The following is a 17,509-nucleotide window of genomic DNA, read 5'->3' as shown; positions in this document are numbered from 1 at the left end:
GATGTGGAGCGCAACATGACGACCTCAACCCTGCATAATAAAGCTGTTGAACATCGCGTTATTAATAAGCTGTTCCGTCGTTTGATCGTGTTTCTTTTTATCCTGTTTGTCTTCTCGTTTCTCGATCGCATCAACATCGGCTTTGCCGGGCTGACGATGGGCAAAGATCTGGGCCTCACGTCGACCATGTTTGGCCTGGCCGCGACCCTGTTTTATGTGACCTACGTGCTGTGCGGGATCCCCAGCAACATCATGCTGGCGAAGATCGGCGCCCGCCGCTGGATCGCCGGGATCATGGTGGTGTGGGGCATCGCCTCTACCTGCACCATGTTCGCCACCAGCCCCGAAACGCTCTACGTCCTGCGCATGCTGGTGGGCATTGCCGAAGCCGGTTTCCTGCCGGGCATTCTGGTCTATCTCACCTGGTGGTTCCCGGCGTATCACCGCGCCCGCGCCAACGCGTTGTTTATGATCGCCATGCCGGTGACCATGATGCTCGGTTCGATCCTCTCCGGGTACATTCTGGCGATGGACGGACTGTGGAACCTTCAGGGCTGGCAGTGGCTGTTCCTGCTGGAGGGGCTGCCGTCGGTGGTGCTCGGCGTGGTGACCTGGTTCTACCTTAACGACACCCCGGATCAGGCCACCTGGCTGGATGATGACGAAAAGCAGGCACTCAAAACGATGATCGCCCGCGAGCAGGAGCTGGCCATTGCGCATGCCGCCACGCCGCGATCGACGCTGCGCGAGGTGCTGACGCCCGCCGTGCTGCTCTACACGCTGGCCTACTTCTGCCTGACGAATACGCTGAGCGCGATCAACATCTGGACGCCGCAGATCCTGCAAAGCTTCAACACCGGCAGCAGCAATATCGTGATTGGCCTGCTGGCGGCGATCCCGCAGTTTTGCACCATCCTCGGGATGATCTGGTGGAGCCGCCGCTCCGACAGGCTGAAAGAGCGAAAAAAGCACACTATCCTGCCGTATCTTTTTGCAGCGGCGGGATGGATGCTGGCCTCGGCGACCGATCACAGTCTGATCCAGCTGCTTGGCATCATCATGGCCTCAACCGGATCGTTTACCGCCATGGCGATATTCTGGACCACGCCGGATCAGGTTATTAGCCTGCAATCCCGCGCGGTGGCGCTGGCGGTAATCAACGCCATCGGCAACGTCGGGTCTGCCGTCAGCCCATTGCTGATAGGTATTTTGCGCGACGCGACCGGCAGCTTCAGCTCGGGACTGTGGTTCGTGGCAGGTCTGCTGGTGGTGGGCGCGCTGGTGCTGACGCGCATTCCGATGACGCGCCGTGAAAGCCTTGAGCGTGAGCCGGACATCGCGGCGCAAAAGATCCACTGAGGAGCCGCTATGTGTCAGAGCCCCATCACCAACATCGATATCAGCAAGGAGTACGACGAAAGTCTGGGCACCGACGATGTGCACTACCAGTCGTTTGCCCGCATGGCGGCCTTTTTTGGCCGCGACATGCAGGCGCACCGCCACGACCAGTATTTTCAGATGCATTTTCTCGACACCGGGCAGATTGAGCTCCAGCTCGACGACCACCGTTACTCGGTGCAGGCGCCGCTGTTCGTGCTGACGCCGCCGTCGGTGCCGCACGCGTTTATCACCGAATCCGACAGCGACGGCCACGTGCTGACGGTGCGCGAGGATCTCATCTGGCCGCTGTTAGAAGTGCTCTACCCGGGCACGCGGGAAGCGTTCGGCCTGCCGGGGATCTGCCTGTCGCTTGCCGACAAGCCTGATGAGCTGACGGCGCTGAAGCACTACTGGCAGCTGATTGCCCGGGAATCCACGGAACAGCTGCCCGGTCGCGAGCATACGCTGGTCCTGCTGGCGCAGGCCGTTTTTACCCTGCTGCTGCGCAACGCGAAGCTCGACGACCACGCGTCAGGCGGCATGCGCGGTGAGCTGAAGCTGTTTCAGCGCTTTAACCAGCTGACAGATGCTCATTACCACGAGCACTGGACGGTGCCGGAATACGCCAGCGAACTGCATCTCACCGAATCCCGCCTGACCGATATCTGTCGCCGCTTCGCCAACCGCTCGCCGAAACGGCTGATCTTCGACCGCCAGCTGCGGGAAGCCAGACGCCTGCTGCTGTTTTCCGACAGCACAGTGAGCGAAATTGCCTGGCAGCTGGGTTTTAAAGATCCGGCCTATTTCGCCCGTTTTTTTAACCGACTGACGGGGTGCTCACCCAGCGCATATCGGGCGCAGAAAGTACCGGTGTCGCCTGTTCCCCTCACCCCTGCCCTCTCCCAGAGGGAGAGAGAGTAACCGTCCCCTCTCCCTCTGGGAGAGGGTTAGGGTGAGGGAAATCACACTCTGTGATCTCTCGCGAAAAGTACCTGCCGTTGTCCCAATCGTCCCTTCACGTTCCGCCCCTATCACGCTTCAATTAAACAACAAAAACAAAACATAAATTTAACAACCATCTTCCGATACGAGGTCCCTATGAAGCCTGAAGATTTCCGCGCTGATGCCAAACGTCCGTTAACCGGTGAAGAGTATTTAAAAAGCCTGCAAGATGGCCGTGAGATTTATATCTACGGCGAGCGCGTTAAGGACGTCACTACCCACCCGGCATTTCGCAATGCGGCGGCGTCCATCGCCCAGATGTACGATGCCCTGCACAAGCCAGACATGCAGGATACCCTCTGCTGGGGCACGGACACCGGCAGCGGCGGCTACACCCATAAATTCTTCCGCGTGGCAAAAAGCGCCGACGATCTGCGCCAGCAGCGTGACGCCATCGCCGAGTGGTCGCGCCTGAGCTACGGCTGGATGGGGCGTACGCCGGACTACAAAGCCGCGTTCGGCTGCGCGCTGGGGGCGAACCCTGCCTTCTACGGTCAGTTCGAGCAGAACGCCCGCAACTGGTACACACGTATTCAGGAAACCGGCATGTACTTTAACCACGCCATCGTCAACCCGCCGATCGACCGCCATAAACCGGCAGACGAGGTGAAAGACGTTTACATCAAGCTGGAGAAAGAGACCGACGCCGGGATCATCGTCAGCGGCGCGAAAGTGGTGGCCACCAACTCCGCCCTGACCCATTACAACATGATCGGCTTCGGCTCTGCGCAGGTGATGGGCGAAAACCCGGACTTCGCGCTGATGTTCGTCGCGCCGATGGATGCCGAAGGGGTGAAGCTGATCTCCCGCGCCTCTTACGAGATGGTGGCAGGGGCGACCGGTTCCCCGTACGACTACCCGCTCTCCAGCCGTTTTGACGAGAACGACGCCATTCTGGTGATGGATCATGTGTTGATCCCGTGGGAAAACGTGCTGATCTACCGCGATTTCGACCGCTGCCGTCGCTGGACGATGGAAGGTGGCTTCGCCCGCATGTACCCGCTTCAGGCCTGCGTGCGTCTGGCAGTGAAGCTCGACTTCATCACCGCTCTGCTGAAGAAGTCGCTGGAGTGTACCGGCACCCTCGAGTTCCGCGGCGTGCAGGCGGATCTCGGCGAAGTGGTGGCGTGGCGCAACATGTTCTGGGCGCTGAGCGACTCCATGTGCTCCGAAGCCACGCCGTGGGTAAACGGCGCGTATCTGCCTGACCACGCGGCGTTACAGACCTACCGCGTGATGGCGCCAATGGCCTATGCGAAGATCAAGAACATCATCGAACGTAACGTGACCTCCGGGCTGATCTACCTGCCGTCCAGCGCGCGGGACCTGAACAACCCGCAGATCGACCAGTATCTGGCGAAGTACGTGCGCGGCTCCAACGGGATGGATCATGTCGAACGCATCAAGATTCTGAAACTGATGTGGGATGCCATCGGCAGCGAGTTTGGCGGACGTCACGAGCTGTACGAAATCAACTACTCCGGTAGCCAGGATGAGATCCGCCTGCAATGCCTGCGTCAGGCGCAAAGCTCCGGCAACATGGACAAGATGATGGCGATGGTTGACCGCTGCATGTCCGAGTACGACCAGCACGGCTGGACCGTACCGCACCTGCACAACAACACTGATATCAACATGCTGGATAAGCTGCTGAAATAACGCAGCGGGAGGTTTCAATGCAATCTGAAGAACGCCTGCGTTTTCGCGACGCGATGGCCAGCCTGTCGGCGGCGGTGAATGTGGTCACCACCGAGGGCGATGCGGGTCGCTGCGGCATTACCGCCACCGCCGTCTGTTCGGTCACGGACACCCCGCCTTCGGTCATGGTCTGCATCAACGCCAACAGCGCCATGAACCCGGTCTTCCAGGGCAACGGCAAACTGTGTGTCAACGTGCTGAACCACGAGCAGGAGATCATGGCCCGCCACTTTGCCGGGATGACCGGCATGGCAATGGAGGAGCGCTTTGCTCTCTCCTGCTGGCAGAAAGGACCGCTGGCGCAGCCGGTGCTGAAAGGCGCTCTGGCAAGCCTGGAAGGCGAGATAACCCAGGTGCAAACCATCGGTACCCATCTGGTCTACCTTGTGGAGATTAAGAACATCATCCTCAGCAGCGAGGGGCACGGCCTGATCTACTTCAAACGCCGTTTCCACCCGGTCATGATGGAGATGGAAGCCGCGGTTTGATCCCGTTGCACAAAAAAACGCTAAGGTTTCCGCAAAGGTGCGCCGTTAACTATCCATAAGATAAATTTTCCGGGGCGGCTGGCGACGTCGTCAGGCGCCCCCTTAACGCTGGAAAGTCTTATGGCCCCTTCACCCCGAAGCCGCTCGGCTGAACGTCTGGTTGACATCATTATTGCCCTGCACCGCAACGGAAGCGTTAATCGCCGCGATCTGATGCAAAAATTTGGCATTACCGAACGTACGGTGTACCGCGATTTGCAGGCGCTTTCCCCGATTATTGAACACGACGGCAAAGGGCGCTATCAGCTGCTGCCTGCGTATCAGACCTGCCGCTGCGTGCACTGCCCTGAAGCGAACGACGAAACCCCGCAGGGGTAGATTATTCTCAGTGATCTCAATCACATATTTTCTTCCACCGTGGGTGAGCCTTAACCACTCACCCTCGCTTTTGACCGCTCACGCATCGCTTTCAACCACTCACCTATTTACCGTGCTTTATACGCGCGAGGATCTGGCACGATCGCTCCAGCATTAATCAATACCTCCTCACAACGAACCCTGACCCTTTTTTCTTTACATAAAAAACCAGGTCTTACTATGGATACTAAAAAACTACTTAAGCACGTGCCCTGGGCCATCCTCGGGATCATCGGTGCTTTCTGTCTGGCGGTTGTCGCATTACGCCGGGGCGAACACGTCAGCGCCCTGTGGATCGTGGTCGCGTCGGTTTCCGTCTATCTTGTGGCTTATCGCTACTACAGCTTGTACATCGCGCAGAAGGTCATGAAGCTCGACCCGACGCGCGCCACCCCGGCGGTCATTAACAATGACGGCCTGAACTACGTGCCAACCAACCGTTACGTGCTGTTTGGTCACCACTTTGCCGCCATTGCAGGCGCGGGTCCGCTGGTCGGTCCGGTGCTGGCTGCGCAGATGGGCTACCTGCCGGGTACGCTCTGGCTGCTGGCGGGCGTGGTGCTGGCGGGAGCGGTGCAGGACTTTATGGTGCTGTTTATCTCCTCGCGCCGTAACGGTTCGTCGCTGGGTGAGATGATCAAAGAAGAGATGGGCCGCGTGCCGGGCACCATCGCCCTCTTTGGCTGCTTCCTGATCATGATCATCATCCTCGCGGTGCTGGCGCTGATCGTGGTGAAAGCGCTGGCCGAAAGTCCGTGGGGCGTCTTCACCGTCTGCTCTACCGTACCGATTGCGCTGTTCATGGGCATCTACATGCGCTTCCTGCGCCCTGGCCGCGTTGGCGAGGTGTCGGTCATCGGTATCGTGCTGCTGGTCGCCTCCATCTACTTCGGCGGCGTGATTGCGCACGACCCGTACTGGGGCCCGGCGCTGACCTTTAAAGACACCACCATCACCTTCGCGCTGATCGGTTACGCGTTCATCTCAGCGCTGTTGCCGGTGTGGCTGATTCTGGCTCCGCGCGACTACCTGGCGACCTTCCTGAAAATCGGCGTGATCGTCGGGCTGGCAATCGGGATTGTGATCATCAATCCTGAGCTGAAAATGCCAGCGGTGACACAGTACATTGACGGTACCGGTCCGCTGTGGAAAGGCGCTCTGTTCCCGTTCCTGTTTATCACCATCGCCTGCGGTGCCGTGTCTGGCTTCCACGCGCTGATCGCCTCGGGCACCACGCCGAAGCTGATGGCCAACGAAACCGACGCGCGCTTCATCGGTTACGGCGCGATGCTGATGGAGTCCTTCGTGGCGATCATGGCGCTGGTTGCAGCGTCGATTATCGAGCCAGGTCTGTACTTTGCGATGAACACCCCACCAGCGGGTCTCGGCATCACCATGCCAAACCTGCATGAGATGGGCGGCGAAAATACCGCGCTGATCCTGGCGCAGCTGAAAGACGCCAGCGCACACGCGGCGGCGACCGTCAGCTCCTGGGGCTTCGTAATTTCGCCTGAGCAGATCATGCAGACCGCGAAAGACATCGGCGAACCGTCCGTGCTGAACCGCGCAGGTGGCGCGCCAACGCTGGCGGTGGGTATCGCACACGTGTTCCACAAAGTGCTGCCGTGGGCGGACATGGGCTTCTGGTACCACTTCGGTATTCTGTTTGAAGCGCTATTCATCCTCACCGCGCTGGATGCCGGTACGCGTGCAGGCCGCTTCATGTTGCAGGATCTGCTGGGTAACTTCGTGCCATTCCTGAAGAAAACCGACTCTCTGGTGGCCGGTGTTCTGGGTACCGCGGGCTGCGTAGGCCTGTGGGGTTATCTGCTGTATCAGGGCGTTGTTGACCCGCTGGGCGGCGTTAAGAGCCTGTGGCCGCTGTTCGGCATCTCTAACCAGATGCTGGCGGCTGTGGCCCTGGTGCTGGGTACCGTTGTCCTGGTGAAGATGAAACGCACCAAATACATCTGGGTCACCGTGGTGCCTGCGCTGTGGCTGCTGCTCTGCACTACCTGGGCGCTGGGTCTGAAACTGTTCAGCACCAACCCGCAGCTGGAAGGCTTCTTCTTCATGGCTAACCAGTACAAAGAGAAGATTGCCGCAGGCGGCGCGGATCTGACCGCGCAGCAGATTGCCAACATGAACCATATCGTGGTGAACAACTACACCAACGCGGGTCTGAGCATTCTGTTCCTGGTGGTGGTGTACAGCATCATCTTCTACGGCATCAAAACCTGGATGAAAGTGCGTAACGTTGAGGGCCGTACGGACAAAGAAACCCCGTACGTGCCGGTGCCGGAAGGCGGCGTGAAGACCTCCTCACACCATTAATTAAGCATGTTACTGTAGGCCCGGATCGCTGCGCGCCTCCGGGCTTCTTCTATCTGGAACCCTCAATGTTTGGTAACTTAGGCGAAGCAAAAAAATACCTCGGTCAGGCGGCGAAAATGCTGATTGGCATTCCGGACTATGACAACTACGTTGAGCATATGAAGACCAACCATCCGGATAAGCCGTACATGACTTACACTGAATTCTTCCGCGAGCGTCAGGAAGCGCGCTACGGCGGAAGTGGAGAAGGCGGCGTCCGCTGCTGCTAAAGGAGAAACCATGACCCCGATTGCCGTTACCCTGCTGACCGGTTTCCTCGGCGCCGGTAAAACCACCCTGCTGCGCCACATTCTGAACGAGCAGCACGGCTTCAAAATCGCCGTCATCGAAAACGAATTTGGCGAAGTCTCCGTTGACGATCAGCTGATTGGCGACCGCGCCACCCAGATCAAAACCCTGACCAACGGCTGCATCTGCTGCACCCGCTCTAACGAATTAGAAGACGCCCTGCTGGACCTGCTCGACAGCCGCGATCGCGGTGACATCGTCTTCGACCGTCTGGTGATCGAGTGCACCGGCATGGCCGACCCCGGCCCGATTATTCAGACCTTTTTCTCCCACGAGATCATCTGCCAGCGCTACCTGCTGGACGGTGTCATCGCTCTGGTGGATGCGGTACACGCCGACGAGCAGATGAACCAGTTCACCATCGCCCAGTCTCAGGTGGGCTACGCCGACCGCATCCTGCTGACCAAAACCGACGTGGCAGGTGAAAGCGAAAAACTGCGCGAGCGCCTGACGCGCATCAACTCGCGTGCGCCCATTTATACGGTGACGCACGGCGATATCGATCTCGCTCAGCTGTTCAACACCAACGGCTTTATGCTGGAAGAGAACGTTACCGCGAAACCGCGCTTTCACTTTATGTCCGACAAGCAAAACGACGTGGCGTCGATTGTGGTGGAGCTGGACTACCCGGTAGACATCAGCGAGGTCTCCCGCGTGATGGAAAACCTGCTGCTGTCGTTTGCCGACAAGCTGCTGCGCTATAAAGGGATGCTGTGGATCGACGGCGAGCCGAACCGCCTGCTGTTCCAGGGGGTGCAGCGCCTGTACAGCGCCGACTGGGATCGCCCGTGGGGCGATGAAACGCCGCACAGCGTGATGGTGTTTATTGGAATACAGCTGCCGGAAGAAGAAATTCGGGCAGCGTTTGCGGGGCTGAAAAAGTAAATCGCACCGATCATCCCCTCTCCCCCGCGGGGAGAGGGTTAGGGTGAGGGGGAAACTTATTTCAACGCCTCCGGCAGCGTCACAATCCACAGCTCGCTGTCGGACTCCGGCTTCTTCAGCGGCTTCACGCTGAGCGTGGTTTCCACCGGTTTATCATCCAGCGTCAGCTTGCCTTCCGCGTTCACCCGGTAATCCTTAAGCTTCTTGCCCTCGACCGGGTTTTGCATCGCTACCTTCACGCCAAAATCGTTATCGTTCGCTACCGCCAGCGTTTTGCTGTCAATCAGCGCCAGTCCTTCGGCCTTTTCCTGCTGCCAGCCCAGCGCACGCAGATCGACCACCTGCGTTTTTTCAGCAAGTGTAATGCCGCGCTGCGCCAGCGTTTTCTCATCGTCAAACTCCGGGTATTCGCCCGGCTTGTCGAAGGCGGCCAGATCGCTCGCCTTGCTCAGATCCACCCTGTAGATGAGGTTACGCATTGCGTCATTTTTATCCTCACCCTGTTCAATCAGCAGGATGGTGTGGTTATCCAGCGCCACTATGTCGCCGATTTTGGCGTCGCTGTTTTTGCTGTAGGCCGTGCTGTCGACAGGGTAGCCGTACATCGCGGTTTTCCCGGTCGCCGGATCGAAGCTCACCAGACGGGTAAACAGCGCCTGTTTTTTGCTCTTCCCGTCGATATCCAGTGTGCTTTGCACGGCGGCAATAATCCGTCCGTCCGGCATGCGGGTCAGGCCTTCAAAGCCCCGGTTTGCCTGACGCCATTTGATAACGTTTGGCAGACCGCCCGCGATGGACTTCTCCCCTTGCGTCGCCTGCGGACCGTGGATCGCGAGGATTTTCCCTTTACTGTCGACGTTAATCAGGAACGGGCCATACTCATCGCACAGCCAGTAGCCGCCCTTCCCGTCCGGCGTGATGCCTTCCGTATCCAGCCCGCGGTTATCGCCTTTCAGTACTTTTAAGGTGTCGCTGAACGCGACTTCATTGGTGGAACCAATCACACCGCTTTGCAGTGGCAGGCCGTTGATCTCGCCTTTATCGTCATGCAGCGGTCGCGCGTCCACGGCCTCCGCTTTACCGTTTTGCACGCGGATCGTCATCAGCAGCGGGGCGAAATCCGGGGTAACAAAGATTTTGGCATCGTTTTTCCCCATTTTTGGCGAATCCGCGTTAGGACCGCGATCGGTCACGGTCGCAAACGTCAGCGCATCGCCCTGCTTGCCCGTAAACAGCAGGCCAGAACCCATCCCCACCGGGAGCCCGTTCGGGAACGCATCGGCAAACGCGCCGCTGTATTTCACATGGGAGCCGTCAGGGAAGCTGACGATATAGCGCTCAGCGGTAGGCTGCGCAGCCAGTCCAGAGAAAGAGAGCGCACAACCGATAAGCACAGGAATAATTTTTCTTTTCATATTGTTAGCATCCAGTAAGTGAAGCCAACAACGTAATGAAGAAACGTGTCAGAAAAATGACATGAAAAGACAGCGGATCGGCAAAGAAATACGTATAGCAATCACCAGAAATGTAAACCTCTGTCTTGATCTGTGACAGCCGAAATACTTTTGGAAATTATTAGAAACTTAATTAATTCACCTCAAACGGCTTTCTTCGCCTCGTTCATTAAACGTTTAGCCAAAAATATAAACTTTCCCTAAACACGAATGGATTGAGGATTGACGATCTGCCATAAAAACATCTCATCAACATTTAAGATTAAAAAACCCAACAAAAACAGCATAAAACTGCGACACACATCACATTTGCAGTCATAAACATCCCTTGTTAAGGTGCCCTCAGATTAATTTGATGAAGAGGAAACACGCATGAAAAAGCTTAACGTTCTCATCCTTTCTGCTCTCACCGCCGTATCGGGCTCCGCACTGGCAATGGGCGGCAGCATTGAGCAGGGTAAAAACTTTACCAATCTGAATGTGGAAATGGGCAAATCAACTTCCGGTCTGTACACCGAAGGTAATTGGCTGAAAAACACCGACGACGGCACCACGACCGGTGGCGTGGGCGCAGGCTACAATTTCGAAGTCGGCCCGGTAATGCTGAACGCAGGCGCTAAGGCCCTCTACGTTGGCCCGAAGAAAGGCGATAACGGCGTGGCGTTCCCGGTCGGCGGCGGTGTGAACGTTGCCCTGACCGACAGCATCAGGGTATTCGGTGAAGGCTACGTTGCGCCAGACGGACTGAACAACAGCGTGAAGAACTACGTTGAAGCTAACGGCGGCGTAAGCTGGACCCCGGTCAAACCGGTTACGCTGAAAGTGGGCTACCGCCACGTGAGCGTTGATGGCAAAGACGGTCGTCCAAACCACACGCTGGTAGACGGCGCTTACTTCGGCGGCGGCGTGAGCTTCTAAGCCACCTGATAGATAAAAAAACCTGCCCTTCGGCAGGTTTTTTATTACTACGTCACTTACGCACCACCACCAGCTTCTGGTTCACAAACTCTTTGATCCCCAGATCCGACAGCTCGCGTCCGTAACCCGAACGTTTTACGCCGCCGAACGGCAGTTCTGCCGCCGTATCGGTGAGCCAGTTGATGTACACCATCCCGGTCTCAATGCGCGACGCCATTTTCTTCGCGCGCTCGATGTTCTGGCTGAACACCGCTCCGCCCAGACCGTAGTGGGAGTCGTTCGCCAGGGCAACCGCCTCGTCGTCGTCTTTCACCACATAAATCTGCGCTACCGGACCAAAGAACTCTTCGAAATACGCCGGGTTATCGCGCGAGATATTGGTCAGGATGGTCGGCTCAAAGAAGCTCCCGTCACGCTGAACCGGCTTGCCGCCATGGTGCAGCTTCGCGCCGTTTTTCACCGCCTCGTTAACCTGTTTAGTTAGCGTCTCCAGCGCGTCTTTGGATGACAAAGGCCCCAGCGTGGTACTTTCGTCCAGCGGATCGCCAATCTTCACCTGCTTAAACGCCTCGGTGAATTTGTTCAGGAAGGCGTCTGCAATCTTTTCATGCAGGATAAAGCGCTTCGCCGCGGTACAGACCTGCCCGGCGTTATTAAGCCGCGCGTTAACGCCGATCTTCACGGCTTTCTCCAGATCCGCATCGTCCAGCACCACGAAGACGTCGTTCCCGCCCAGTTCAAGGGTCGATTTTTTGATGTGTTTCGCAGCCTGTGCCGCAACCACGCTACCCGCTTTTTCTGAACCGGTCAGCGCCGCCCCCTGTACGCGATCGTCGGCGATGATGTTCGCCACCTGTTCGGACGAGATAAACAGGTTGGTCCACGCCCCTTCCGGCGCGCCCGCTTCACGTACCAGCTGTGCAAAGGTTTCTGCACAGTGCGGCACGATACTGGCATGCTTGGCGATCACCGGGTTGCCCGCTGCCAGGTTTGGCGCCAGAACGCGCATCAGCTGATAGTATGGGAAGTTCCATGGTTCGACGGCCATCAGCACGCCGATGGGGTGATGTTCAACCCATGCTTCCCCGAGTTCAGAGTCATACTTCACCGGGGCCAGGAACTGCTTCGCGTTGTCAGCATAGTAGCGGGCGATTTGCGCGCATAGCTTCACTTCACCGCGGCTTTGTTCGATGAGCTTACCCATCTCCTGACTGGCGATTTTCGCCAGATCCTCCACGCGTTCGTCGATCAGGTCCGCCAGCTTATGCAGCACCGGCAGGCGCTGGCTTATGTCACCTTTCGCCCAGTCGGAGTGATAGAGCGCATCGGCTGCCTTCAGCGCCGCTTCAACGTCTGCGTCAGTGTGAGAGGGATATTCTTTGATGAGCTGGTTCGTGGCAGGATTTACTGTCTGGTAAGCCATATCGAATCTCCTTGTTTTACCGCTTAGGGTATTAAGGGTAGTCAATCTGTCTGACTATGAAGGTAAAGTTGGGTATATACGGAGGGTTCTTATACGTTTTCCCCCTTTCGTTTACCGACAGGGGGAACTGTGATTTTAATTATTTCACCCAATGAGGGATATTTTCTGTCGATACATTTTTTACAGTATATCCTTTCCCCTCTTGCGAGTTTTTAACACAAGTTATCTCATCGAACCCCCACTTTCCGTTACGATTGAAAAAGTAAGCTGTGTACTTATCGGTATTATAACCGAAATATCTCTCGTTAGGGCGTGATATTTTTTCATTCTCACATGTAAAATCACTCCGCCATTCACTGCCAGTAGAATATTTTAAAACATAATATGCTACTACATCCGGCCTGCTTGAGACAAATAATACGATTAAACTCGTTAGAATCAAAGCACCAAAAATAGTAAAAAGTCTATATCCTTTTGCATGATCAGCAGTCACGATGAATATTACGTAAGTAGTCAACTGCAATATAAAAAATATCAATACAAAAAATGAACTGAGCTTCCATGTAAACTCCAACCATGGACTGGATGATAAATCCATATTACTCAACTGAAGAAATAAACTTGCCGAGAACGCACTAGATAAAACATAACAGATTGATATAAATGAAAATAACATAACCCGTATATTTTTTACTTTCTCATGGCCATCTTTCTCGAGAACAAAGATTGTTAAAACGCTGCTAATAACAATAAAAATGGAGAACATCACCAACAGTACTTTTGCAAGAAAACCAAACTGTATATTTATTGCAAAAGGAAAAAGAAGAAACGCACCCCAGGCAAGGAGCGACGCCCATCCGGCCAACTTATTTACAACACCGCCACTTTCGAACCGAATAAAATGAATAATAATTTCCCGGGCACGCTGCCTTTTTAAATACAGCATGACTAAAAGGCCAATAAATAATGCATATGACAAATAAACCCGAACTGGATCTTTTATTTTCAACAAAACAAAACAACCTACAAAGAAAAGGAACAAATATAAATCCAAGGATTTATTTTTTATTCCATTTATAAAACGATACAGTAAATTCATTTTATATACCCCAGAAAATAGATTATTATTAGCTATGAGAAACGAATACTCCGAACCAGAAAGAGAATGCAACAAATCTTCTGATCTGTCAGTTAAAAGAGGAATTTTAATTCTTCACCAGATAGCACATTTTGCATTTTACCTCCATCACCCTCTATCCTTAACCCATGGAAAAGCATACCGAACTCAAACGCGCCAAGCTTCTCGCGCTGTCGCTGCTGCTGATTGCCGTCGCAGCGTTTATCACCACCCTGTTCCTGCCGCAAACCTTCTGGGTGCGCGGCGTAAAGGCCATTGCCGAGGCGGCGATGGTTGGCGCGCTGGCGGACTGGTTTGCCGTTGTCGCGCTGTTCCGCCGGGTGCCCATTCCCTTTGTCTCGCGCCACACGGCGATTATCCCGCGCAATAAAGACCGCATCGGCGACAATCTCGGCCAGTTCGTGCAGGAAAAGTTTCTCGATACGCAATCCCTTGTCGATCTTATCCGTCGCTACGAGCCCGCACAGATGATTGGGACCTGGTTCAGCCAGCCCGATAACGCCCGGCGCGTGGGGCAGCATCTGGTGCAGGTGATGGGCGGTTTTCTGGAACTTACCGACGATGGGCGCATCCAGCGTCTGCTCAAACGCGCGGTGCATAAGGCTATCGACAAGGTCGATTTAACCGAGACCAGCGCCGTCATGCTGGAAAGCATGACCAAAAACAACCGTCACCAGGTGCTGCTGGACGCCATCATAAACCGCCTGATTACCCTGATTCAGCGGGAAAGCACGCGGGAATTTATTGCTGACCAGATCGTTCACTGGCTTAAGACCGAGCATCCGCGCAAGGCGATGGTGCTGCCCACCGAGTGGCTGGGCGATCAAAGCGCGGAGATGGTGTCGAACGCGGTGAACACGCTGCTGGACGATATCAGCCACGACCGTACGCACCAGATCCGTCAGGCGTTTGACCGCGCCACGATCAAGTTCATCGACAATCTGAAAAACGATCCGGAGATGACGGCGAAAGCCGAGAATATCAAACACTACCTCAAGAATGATGAGGCCTTTAACCGCTATCTGGGGGAAATGTGGGCTGACCTGCGCCAGTGGCTGAAAAATGACATGCAGAGCGATGATTCCCGCGTGAAGCAGCGTATCGCCAACGCCGGGCTGTGGTTTGGCGAAACGCTGACCAACGACGCCAGCCTGCGGGCGTCGCTGAATGAGCATCTGGAGCAGGCCGCGCACCGCGTGGCGCCGGATTTCGCCGCGTTCCTGACGCGCCATATCAGCGACACGGTGAAAAGCTGGGATGCCAAAGACATGTCACGCCAGATAGAACTCAATATCGGTAAAGATCTTCAGTTCATTCGCGTTAACGGTACCCTGGTGGGCGGTACGATTGGCCTGATCCTGTTTCTGCTCTCGCAGCTACCCGCCGTGCTGGGGCATTAATCCGCTTTTGGCGGCGCGATAACGTAGCGCGTCGCCTCGAAGCGATTCAGGATCAGGTGCACCAGAAAGACCATCGTCAGCGTGACCACCAGCGCGAAGGTAACGGAGGTGATGCGGTATAGATCGCTGAACACCAGGTCGCTGTCCGGGTGCATGTTCTGCCCGAACATAATGCCGATGGTGGTGATACTGGCGAAGCCTACCCCGGCGCCGACCTTCTCCATTACGTGCAGACGCGCGCCAAACGCCAGGCCAAGGCCAATCAGCGGCATCATCAGCAGCATATGGCTGCTGTGATCGTAGAGGATAAGCTGGACGACAAGGATATAGAGGCACCCCAGCACCACGCCAACCACGCGCCAGATGGAGCTGATAACCGAGCCGCGATAGTGCATCGGGAACAGGATCAAAATCCCCGCCATCAGCGCCGAAAGCGAATCGCTTAAGTCGCTAATCTGAAACACCACGAAAATCAGCGTCGCCACGGTGCCGGATAGCAGCGACTCGTGGCGCACGCGGGCGTCGTCTTTCTCAATCAGCGGCGGCGGCTTGCGCGGCTCCACGTCCGGCAGCAGGTAGTTCATCAGCGCGCTCAGGCACACCGCCATCACGCTCGCTTCGATGTTAGAGAATAAAAGCGTGTGCCAGTTGGTGGTGGGGTAGCTCATAAAGTTGAGCATCACGCTCTGGCAAACCACGCCCATCGAGCCGAACAGGAACAGCGGCCCCTTACTCATAAAGCGAAAACGCATCACGTACAAGGCAAACACCACCAGCGTCATGATGACCGGCCACTGCGACAGATAGCCGATAATCAACACCATTTCGACGCAGTTCAGCGAGGCGCTGAAGATAAACTGCTTCGCCACGTGGCGATTAAACACCGGTACCAGCGAGAGAAGCATGATCGGGTAGACCACAAAAAACACGCCGTAGCTGGTGTTGTAGAAACTCGAAATACTGAGCGCAATCATCCCGGCAAAGACGATACGCAGGGTCTGGCGAAAGTCGTTTGCCGTATAGACGATGTTGCCGTGCGGGGTAAATACCCGCGCCAGGGTGCTAATAGACATAGTGAAGCAGGCTCACCAGATGGATTTGCATCCCGGAGAAGAATCGCGCAAACGGCCCTTCGCTGTTGTAGAGCTGCACAGTGGCGCGCGCGCCGGTCGGCAGCGGCTTCGGTAAGGCTTCGTCCAGCGCCACGTGAATGCGCATACGCTGGGCATCACGCACCCAGCGGTTGGAGGTTTCCGGTTCAGAAAGTTGACCGTTTACGGCCTCCTGTCCGGCGAGGATCCCCGCGTCGCTGCTGGTAACGTGGGCACGGAAAACGTGCCCCGGGAAGGCGTCAAACACCACGGCAGCGTCGGTCCCCTGATGGGTATGACGCAGGCTCTTCTCGCGGAAATCCGCCACGATATCGATCCGGGTGTTCACCAGCGCCAGCGCAGCCGAACCGGATGAGGCGTAAAAACCGGGGCTTAATTGCAGGTTACTGACCGTGCCGTCCGCCTCGGCGTAGACCTTCGTCCAGCCAAGATTCAGCTCCGCTTCATCCAGCGCGTTACGGTATTTTTGCAGCGTCACGTTACGGTGCTCATCCCGCTCGCCGCGCTGAATGCGCAGGTTATGAATATTCGCCTGGATCGAGCTGACGGACTGCTCGCTGCTCTGCCAGGTGGTACGGACCTTATCCAGATCCGCCTGCGATACGTTCTGCAAGGTGCTCAGTTTCTGGTAGCGGTCGAATGTCACTTTGTCGTTACGCGCGGTCAGCACGGCGGTTTTCAGGCTGGCCTGCGCTGCGGCAATCTGCGCATCCAGCTGATCGTTAGACAGACGCGCCTGTTCCAGCGCGATCTGCGCCGCCTCGACCTTATTGCGAAACGGCGTGGCGTCGAGCTCAAACAGCAGATCGCCTTTCTTAACCTGGCTATTGTTATGGACATGTACCGCCGCCACATACCCGGAGACGCGGGCAGACACCGGGGTCACCACGCGCATCACGGTGGAGTCCGGCGTCAGCGGGATCCAGATATCCGCGACGATAAAGTAAACAAACATCAGCAGGAAAGAGGCAATACTCACCCTTACCCAGCGGGCAAACTTTTGTTCAGGAGTCATTATTTTTCGGTCTTATTATCTTCTTCGCGGATTGTCCGCAAATTGCAGGCGATTTGATTGAGAGTAGCGCTGAAAATATCGATATGTTCCGGCGCGATGTTTTGCGATACGCGCGCCTGGAACGTCTCAATCACCTGAGAGAGCCTTTCAAGAATGGCTTTTCCCTCAGGCGTCAGCGTCAGCAGCCGGATACGCTTGTCATACGGCGAGACGGTGCGCAGCAGGTAGCCCTGCTTTTCCAGCTGTGTCAGCGTGCGCATTAGGGGAGGCAGTTCAATGCCCTGCACTTCCGCCAGCTCGCTGACCGAGACGTTATCCCCGAGTTGATGAAGCTGCATCATCACCGTCCAGCTCGACTGGGTTAACCCGGTGTCGAGAATGGCGTCGTCGATGACTGCGCGCCACTGACGCACGATCATCGCCATCCGCATGCCCATCGGCCTGCGGCTAAACAGATCTTCTTCACTCATGGGGAGCCCTCTCGTAGTACGCCATCA

The 17,509-nt window shown here is 56.1% G+C and carries 16 protein-coding genes; 10 read left to right on the top strand and 6 right to left on the bottom strand.

Annotated elements, in window-relative coordinates; genetic code table 11:
* Nucleotides 1-15: 15 nt before the first annotated feature.
* The 8 genes from hpaX to yjiA all read left to right on the top strand — a co-directional run bounded on the left by hpaX (nucleotide 16) and on the right by yjiA (nucleotide 8,552).
* On the top strand, nucleotides 16-1,359 hold the full coding sequence (gene hpaX / locus SK47_RS02690; protein WP_048243488.1) for a 4-hydroxyphenylacetate permease: 1,344 nt from the start codon (nucleotides 16-18) through the stop codon (nucleotides 1,357-1,359).
* Between the two features lie 9 nt (nucleotides 1,360-1,368).
* Nucleotides 1,369-2,301, top strand: coding sequence for a 4-hydroxyphenylacetate catabolism regulatory protein HpaA (gene hpaA, locus SK47_RS02685; RefSeq protein ID WP_048243487.1), 933 nt, complete (start codon nucleotides 1,369-1,371; stop codon nucleotides 2,299-2,301).
* Between the two features lie 177 nt (nucleotides 2,302-2,478).
* Nucleotides 2,479-4,041 (top strand): 4-hydroxyphenylacetate 3-monooxygenase, oxygenase component, encoded by a 1,563-nt coding sequence (gene hpaB / locus SK47_RS02680; RefSeq protein ID WP_023324112.1) that lies wholly within the window; start codon nucleotides 2,479-2,481, stop codon nucleotides 4,039-4,041.
* A gap of 17 nt (nucleotides 4,042-4,058) precedes the next feature.
* Complete coding sequence (locus SK47_RS02675) at nucleotides 4,059-4,568, top strand: 4-hydroxyphenylacetate 3-monooxygenase reductase subunit (protein ID WP_003856606.1); 510 nt, start codon at nucleotides 4,059-4,061, stop codon at nucleotides 4,566-4,568.
* A 120-nt stretch (nucleotides 4,569-4,688) separates the two neighbouring features.
* The gene (locus SK47_RS02670) at nucleotides 4,689-4,946 is read left to right on the top strand and encodes an HTH domain-containing protein (RefSeq protein WP_003856607.1); all 258 of its coding nucleotides are present in this window, start codon (nucleotides 4,689-4,691) and stop codon (nucleotides 4,944-4,946) included.
* Between the two features lie 219 nt (nucleotides 4,947-5,165).
* Nucleotides 5,166-7,319, top strand: a complete 2,154-nt coding sequence (locus tag SK47_RS02665; protein ID WP_003856608.1) for a carbon starvation CstA family protein — start codon at nucleotides 5,166-5,168, stop codon at nucleotides 7,317-7,319.
* Nucleotides 7,320-7,384: 65 nt separating this feature from the next.
* Nucleotides 7,385-7,588, top strand: a complete 204-nt coding sequence (locus SK47_RS02660; RefSeq protein ID WP_003856610.1) for a YbdD/YjiX family protein — start codon at nucleotides 7,385-7,387, stop codon at nucleotides 7,586-7,588.
* A 10-nt stretch (nucleotides 7,589-7,598) separates the two neighbouring features.
* The gene (gene yjiA, locus SK47_RS02655; RefSeq protein ID WP_003856612.1) at nucleotides 7,599-8,552 is read left to right on the top strand and encodes a GTPase; all 954 of its coding nucleotides are present in this window, start codon (nucleotides 7,599-7,601) and stop codon (nucleotides 8,550-8,552) included.
* 56 nt (nucleotides 8,553-8,608) lie between these two features.
* Here the strand turns inward: yjiA and SK47_RS02650 are convergent, their stop codons facing one another.
* Nucleotides 8,609-9,967: an esterase-like activity of phytase family protein gene (locus SK47_RS02650; RefSeq protein WP_048243485.1), complete on the bottom strand. Its 1,359-nt coding sequence runs from the start codon at nucleotides 9,965-9,967 to the stop codon at nucleotides 8,609-8,611.
* A 411-nt stretch (nucleotides 9,968-10,378) separates the two neighbouring features.
* Between SK47_RS02650 and SK47_RS02645 the strand changes: the two genes are divergently transcribed.
* Nucleotides 10,379-10,924, top strand: a complete 546-nt coding sequence (locus SK47_RS02645; RefSeq protein WP_003856615.1) for a YfaZ family outer membrane protein — start codon at nucleotides 10,379-10,381, stop codon at nucleotides 10,922-10,924.
* A gap of 52 nt (nucleotides 10,925-10,976) precedes the next feature.
* Here the strand turns inward: SK47_RS02645 and SK47_RS02640 are convergent, their stop codons facing one another.
* A complete protein-coding gene (locus SK47_RS02640; protein WP_032608447.1) occupies nucleotides 10,977-12,347 on the bottom strand; it encodes an NAD-dependent succinate-semialdehyde dehydrogenase in 1,371 nt (456 codons plus the stop codon).
* Nucleotides 12,348-12,486: 139 nt separating this feature from the next.
* Nucleotides 12,487-13,446: a hypothetical protein gene (locus SK47_RS23625; protein WP_022650343.1), complete on the bottom strand. Its 960-nt coding sequence runs from the start codon at nucleotides 13,444-13,446 to the stop codon at nucleotides 12,487-12,489.
* A 167-nt stretch (nucleotides 13,447-13,613) separates the two neighbouring features.
* Between SK47_RS23625 and SK47_RS02630 the strand changes: the two genes are divergently transcribed.
* Nucleotides 13,614-14,885 (top strand): DUF445 domain-containing protein, encoded by a 1,272-nt coding sequence (locus SK47_RS02630; protein ID WP_048243484.1) that lies wholly within the window; start codon nucleotides 13,614-13,616, stop codon nucleotides 14,883-14,885.
* On the opposite strand, the gene SK47_RS02625 is transcribed toward SK47_RS02630, so the two are convergent.
* The 3 genes from SK47_RS02625 to SK47_RS02615 are packed head-to-tail and all read right to left on the bottom strand — an operon-like array spanning nucleotide 14,882 to nucleotide 17,482.
* Nucleotides 14,882-15,958: a DUF2955 domain-containing protein gene (locus SK47_RS02625; RefSeq protein ID WP_003863094.1), complete on the bottom strand. Its 1,077-nt coding sequence runs from the start codon at nucleotides 15,956-15,958 to the stop codon at nucleotides 14,882-14,884. The two genes, SK47_RS02630 and SK47_RS02625, sit on opposite strands and share 4 nt — an antisense overlap.
* Nucleotides 15,948-17,015 carry an HlyD family secretion protein gene (locus SK47_RS02620; RefSeq protein ID WP_086527941.1) on the bottom strand — a complete coding sequence of 356 codons (1,068 nt, stop codon included), beginning with the start codon at nucleotides 17,013-17,015 and terminating at the stop codon, nucleotides 15,948-15,950. The genes SK47_RS02625 and SK47_RS02620 overlap by 11 nt, the downstream gene beginning before the upstream one ends.
* Entirely contained in the window at nucleotides 17,012-17,482 is a 471-nt protein-coding gene (locus tag SK47_RS02615; RefSeq protein ID WP_003863089.1) for a MarR family winged helix-turn-helix transcriptional regulator, read from the bottom strand. The genes SK47_RS02620 and SK47_RS02615 overlap by 4 nt, the downstream gene beginning before the upstream one ends.
* Nucleotides 17,483-17,509 lie beyond the last annotated feature (27 nt).

Source organism: Enterobacter sp. BWH52 (assembly GCF_001037565.1).
Lineage (GTDB): Bacteria > Pseudomonadota > Gammaproteobacteria > Enterobacterales > Enterobacteriaceae > Enterobacter > Enterobacter hormaechei_C.
This window is presented reverse-complemented; position numbering and strand designations above follow the sequence as displayed.

Bases quoted from the DNA above. Each gene is read 5' to 3' on its own strand.
- hpaX (WP_048243488.1), top strand. From the start codon at position 16: ATGACGACCTCAACCCTGCATAATAAAGCTGTTGAACATCGCGTTATT.
- hpaA (WP_048243487.1), top strand. From the start codon at position 1,369: ATGTGTCAGAGCCCCATCACCAACATCGATATCAGCAAGGAGTACGAC.
- hpaB (WP_023324112.1), top strand. From the start codon at position 2,479: ATGAAGCCTGAAGATTTCCGCGCTGATGCCAAACGTCCGTTAACCGGT.
- SK47_RS02675 (WP_003856606.1), top strand. From the start codon at position 4,059: ATGCAATCTGAAGAACGCCTGCGTTTTCGCGACGCGATGGCCAGCCTG.
- SK47_RS02670 (WP_003856607.1), top strand. From the start codon at position 4,689: ATGGCCCCTTCACCCCGAAGCCGCTCGGCTGAACGTCTGGTTGACATC.
- SK47_RS02665 (WP_003856608.1), top strand. From the start codon at position 5,166: ATGGATACTAAAAAACTACTTAAGCACGTGCCCTGGGCCATCCTCGGG.
- SK47_RS02660 (WP_003856610.1), top strand. From the start codon at position 7,385: ATGTTTGGTAACTTAGGCGAAGCAAAAAAATACCTCGGTCAGGCGGCG.
- yjiA (WP_003856612.1), top strand. From the start codon at position 7,599: ATGACCCCGATTGCCGTTACCCTGCTGACCGGTTTCCTCGGCGCCGGT.
- SK47_RS02650 (WP_048243485.1), bottom strand. From the start codon at position 9,967: ATGAAAAGAAAAATTATTCCTGTGCTTATCGGTTGTGCGCTCTCTTTC.
- SK47_RS02645 (WP_003856615.1), top strand. From the start codon at position 10,379: ATGAAAAAGCTTAACGTTCTCATCCTTTCTGCTCTCACCGCCGTATCG.
- SK47_RS02640 (WP_032608447.1), bottom strand. From the start codon at position 12,347: ATGGCTTACCAGACAGTAAATCCTGCCACGAACCAGCTCATCAAAGAA.
- SK47_RS23625 (WP_022650343.1), bottom strand. From the start codon at position 13,446: ATGAATTTACTGTATCGTTTTATAAATGGAATAAAAAATAAATCCTTG.
- SK47_RS02630 (WP_048243484.1), top strand. From the start codon at position 13,614: ATGGAAAAGCATACCGAACTCAAACGCGCCAAGCTTCTCGCGCTGTCG.
- SK47_RS02625 (WP_003863094.1), bottom strand. From the start codon at position 15,958: ATGTCTATTAGCACCCTGGCGCGGGTATTTACCCCGCACGGCAACATC.
- SK47_RS02615 (WP_003863089.1), bottom strand. From the start codon at position 17,482: ATGAGTGAAGAAGATCTGTTTAGCCGCAGGCCGATGGGCATGCGGATG.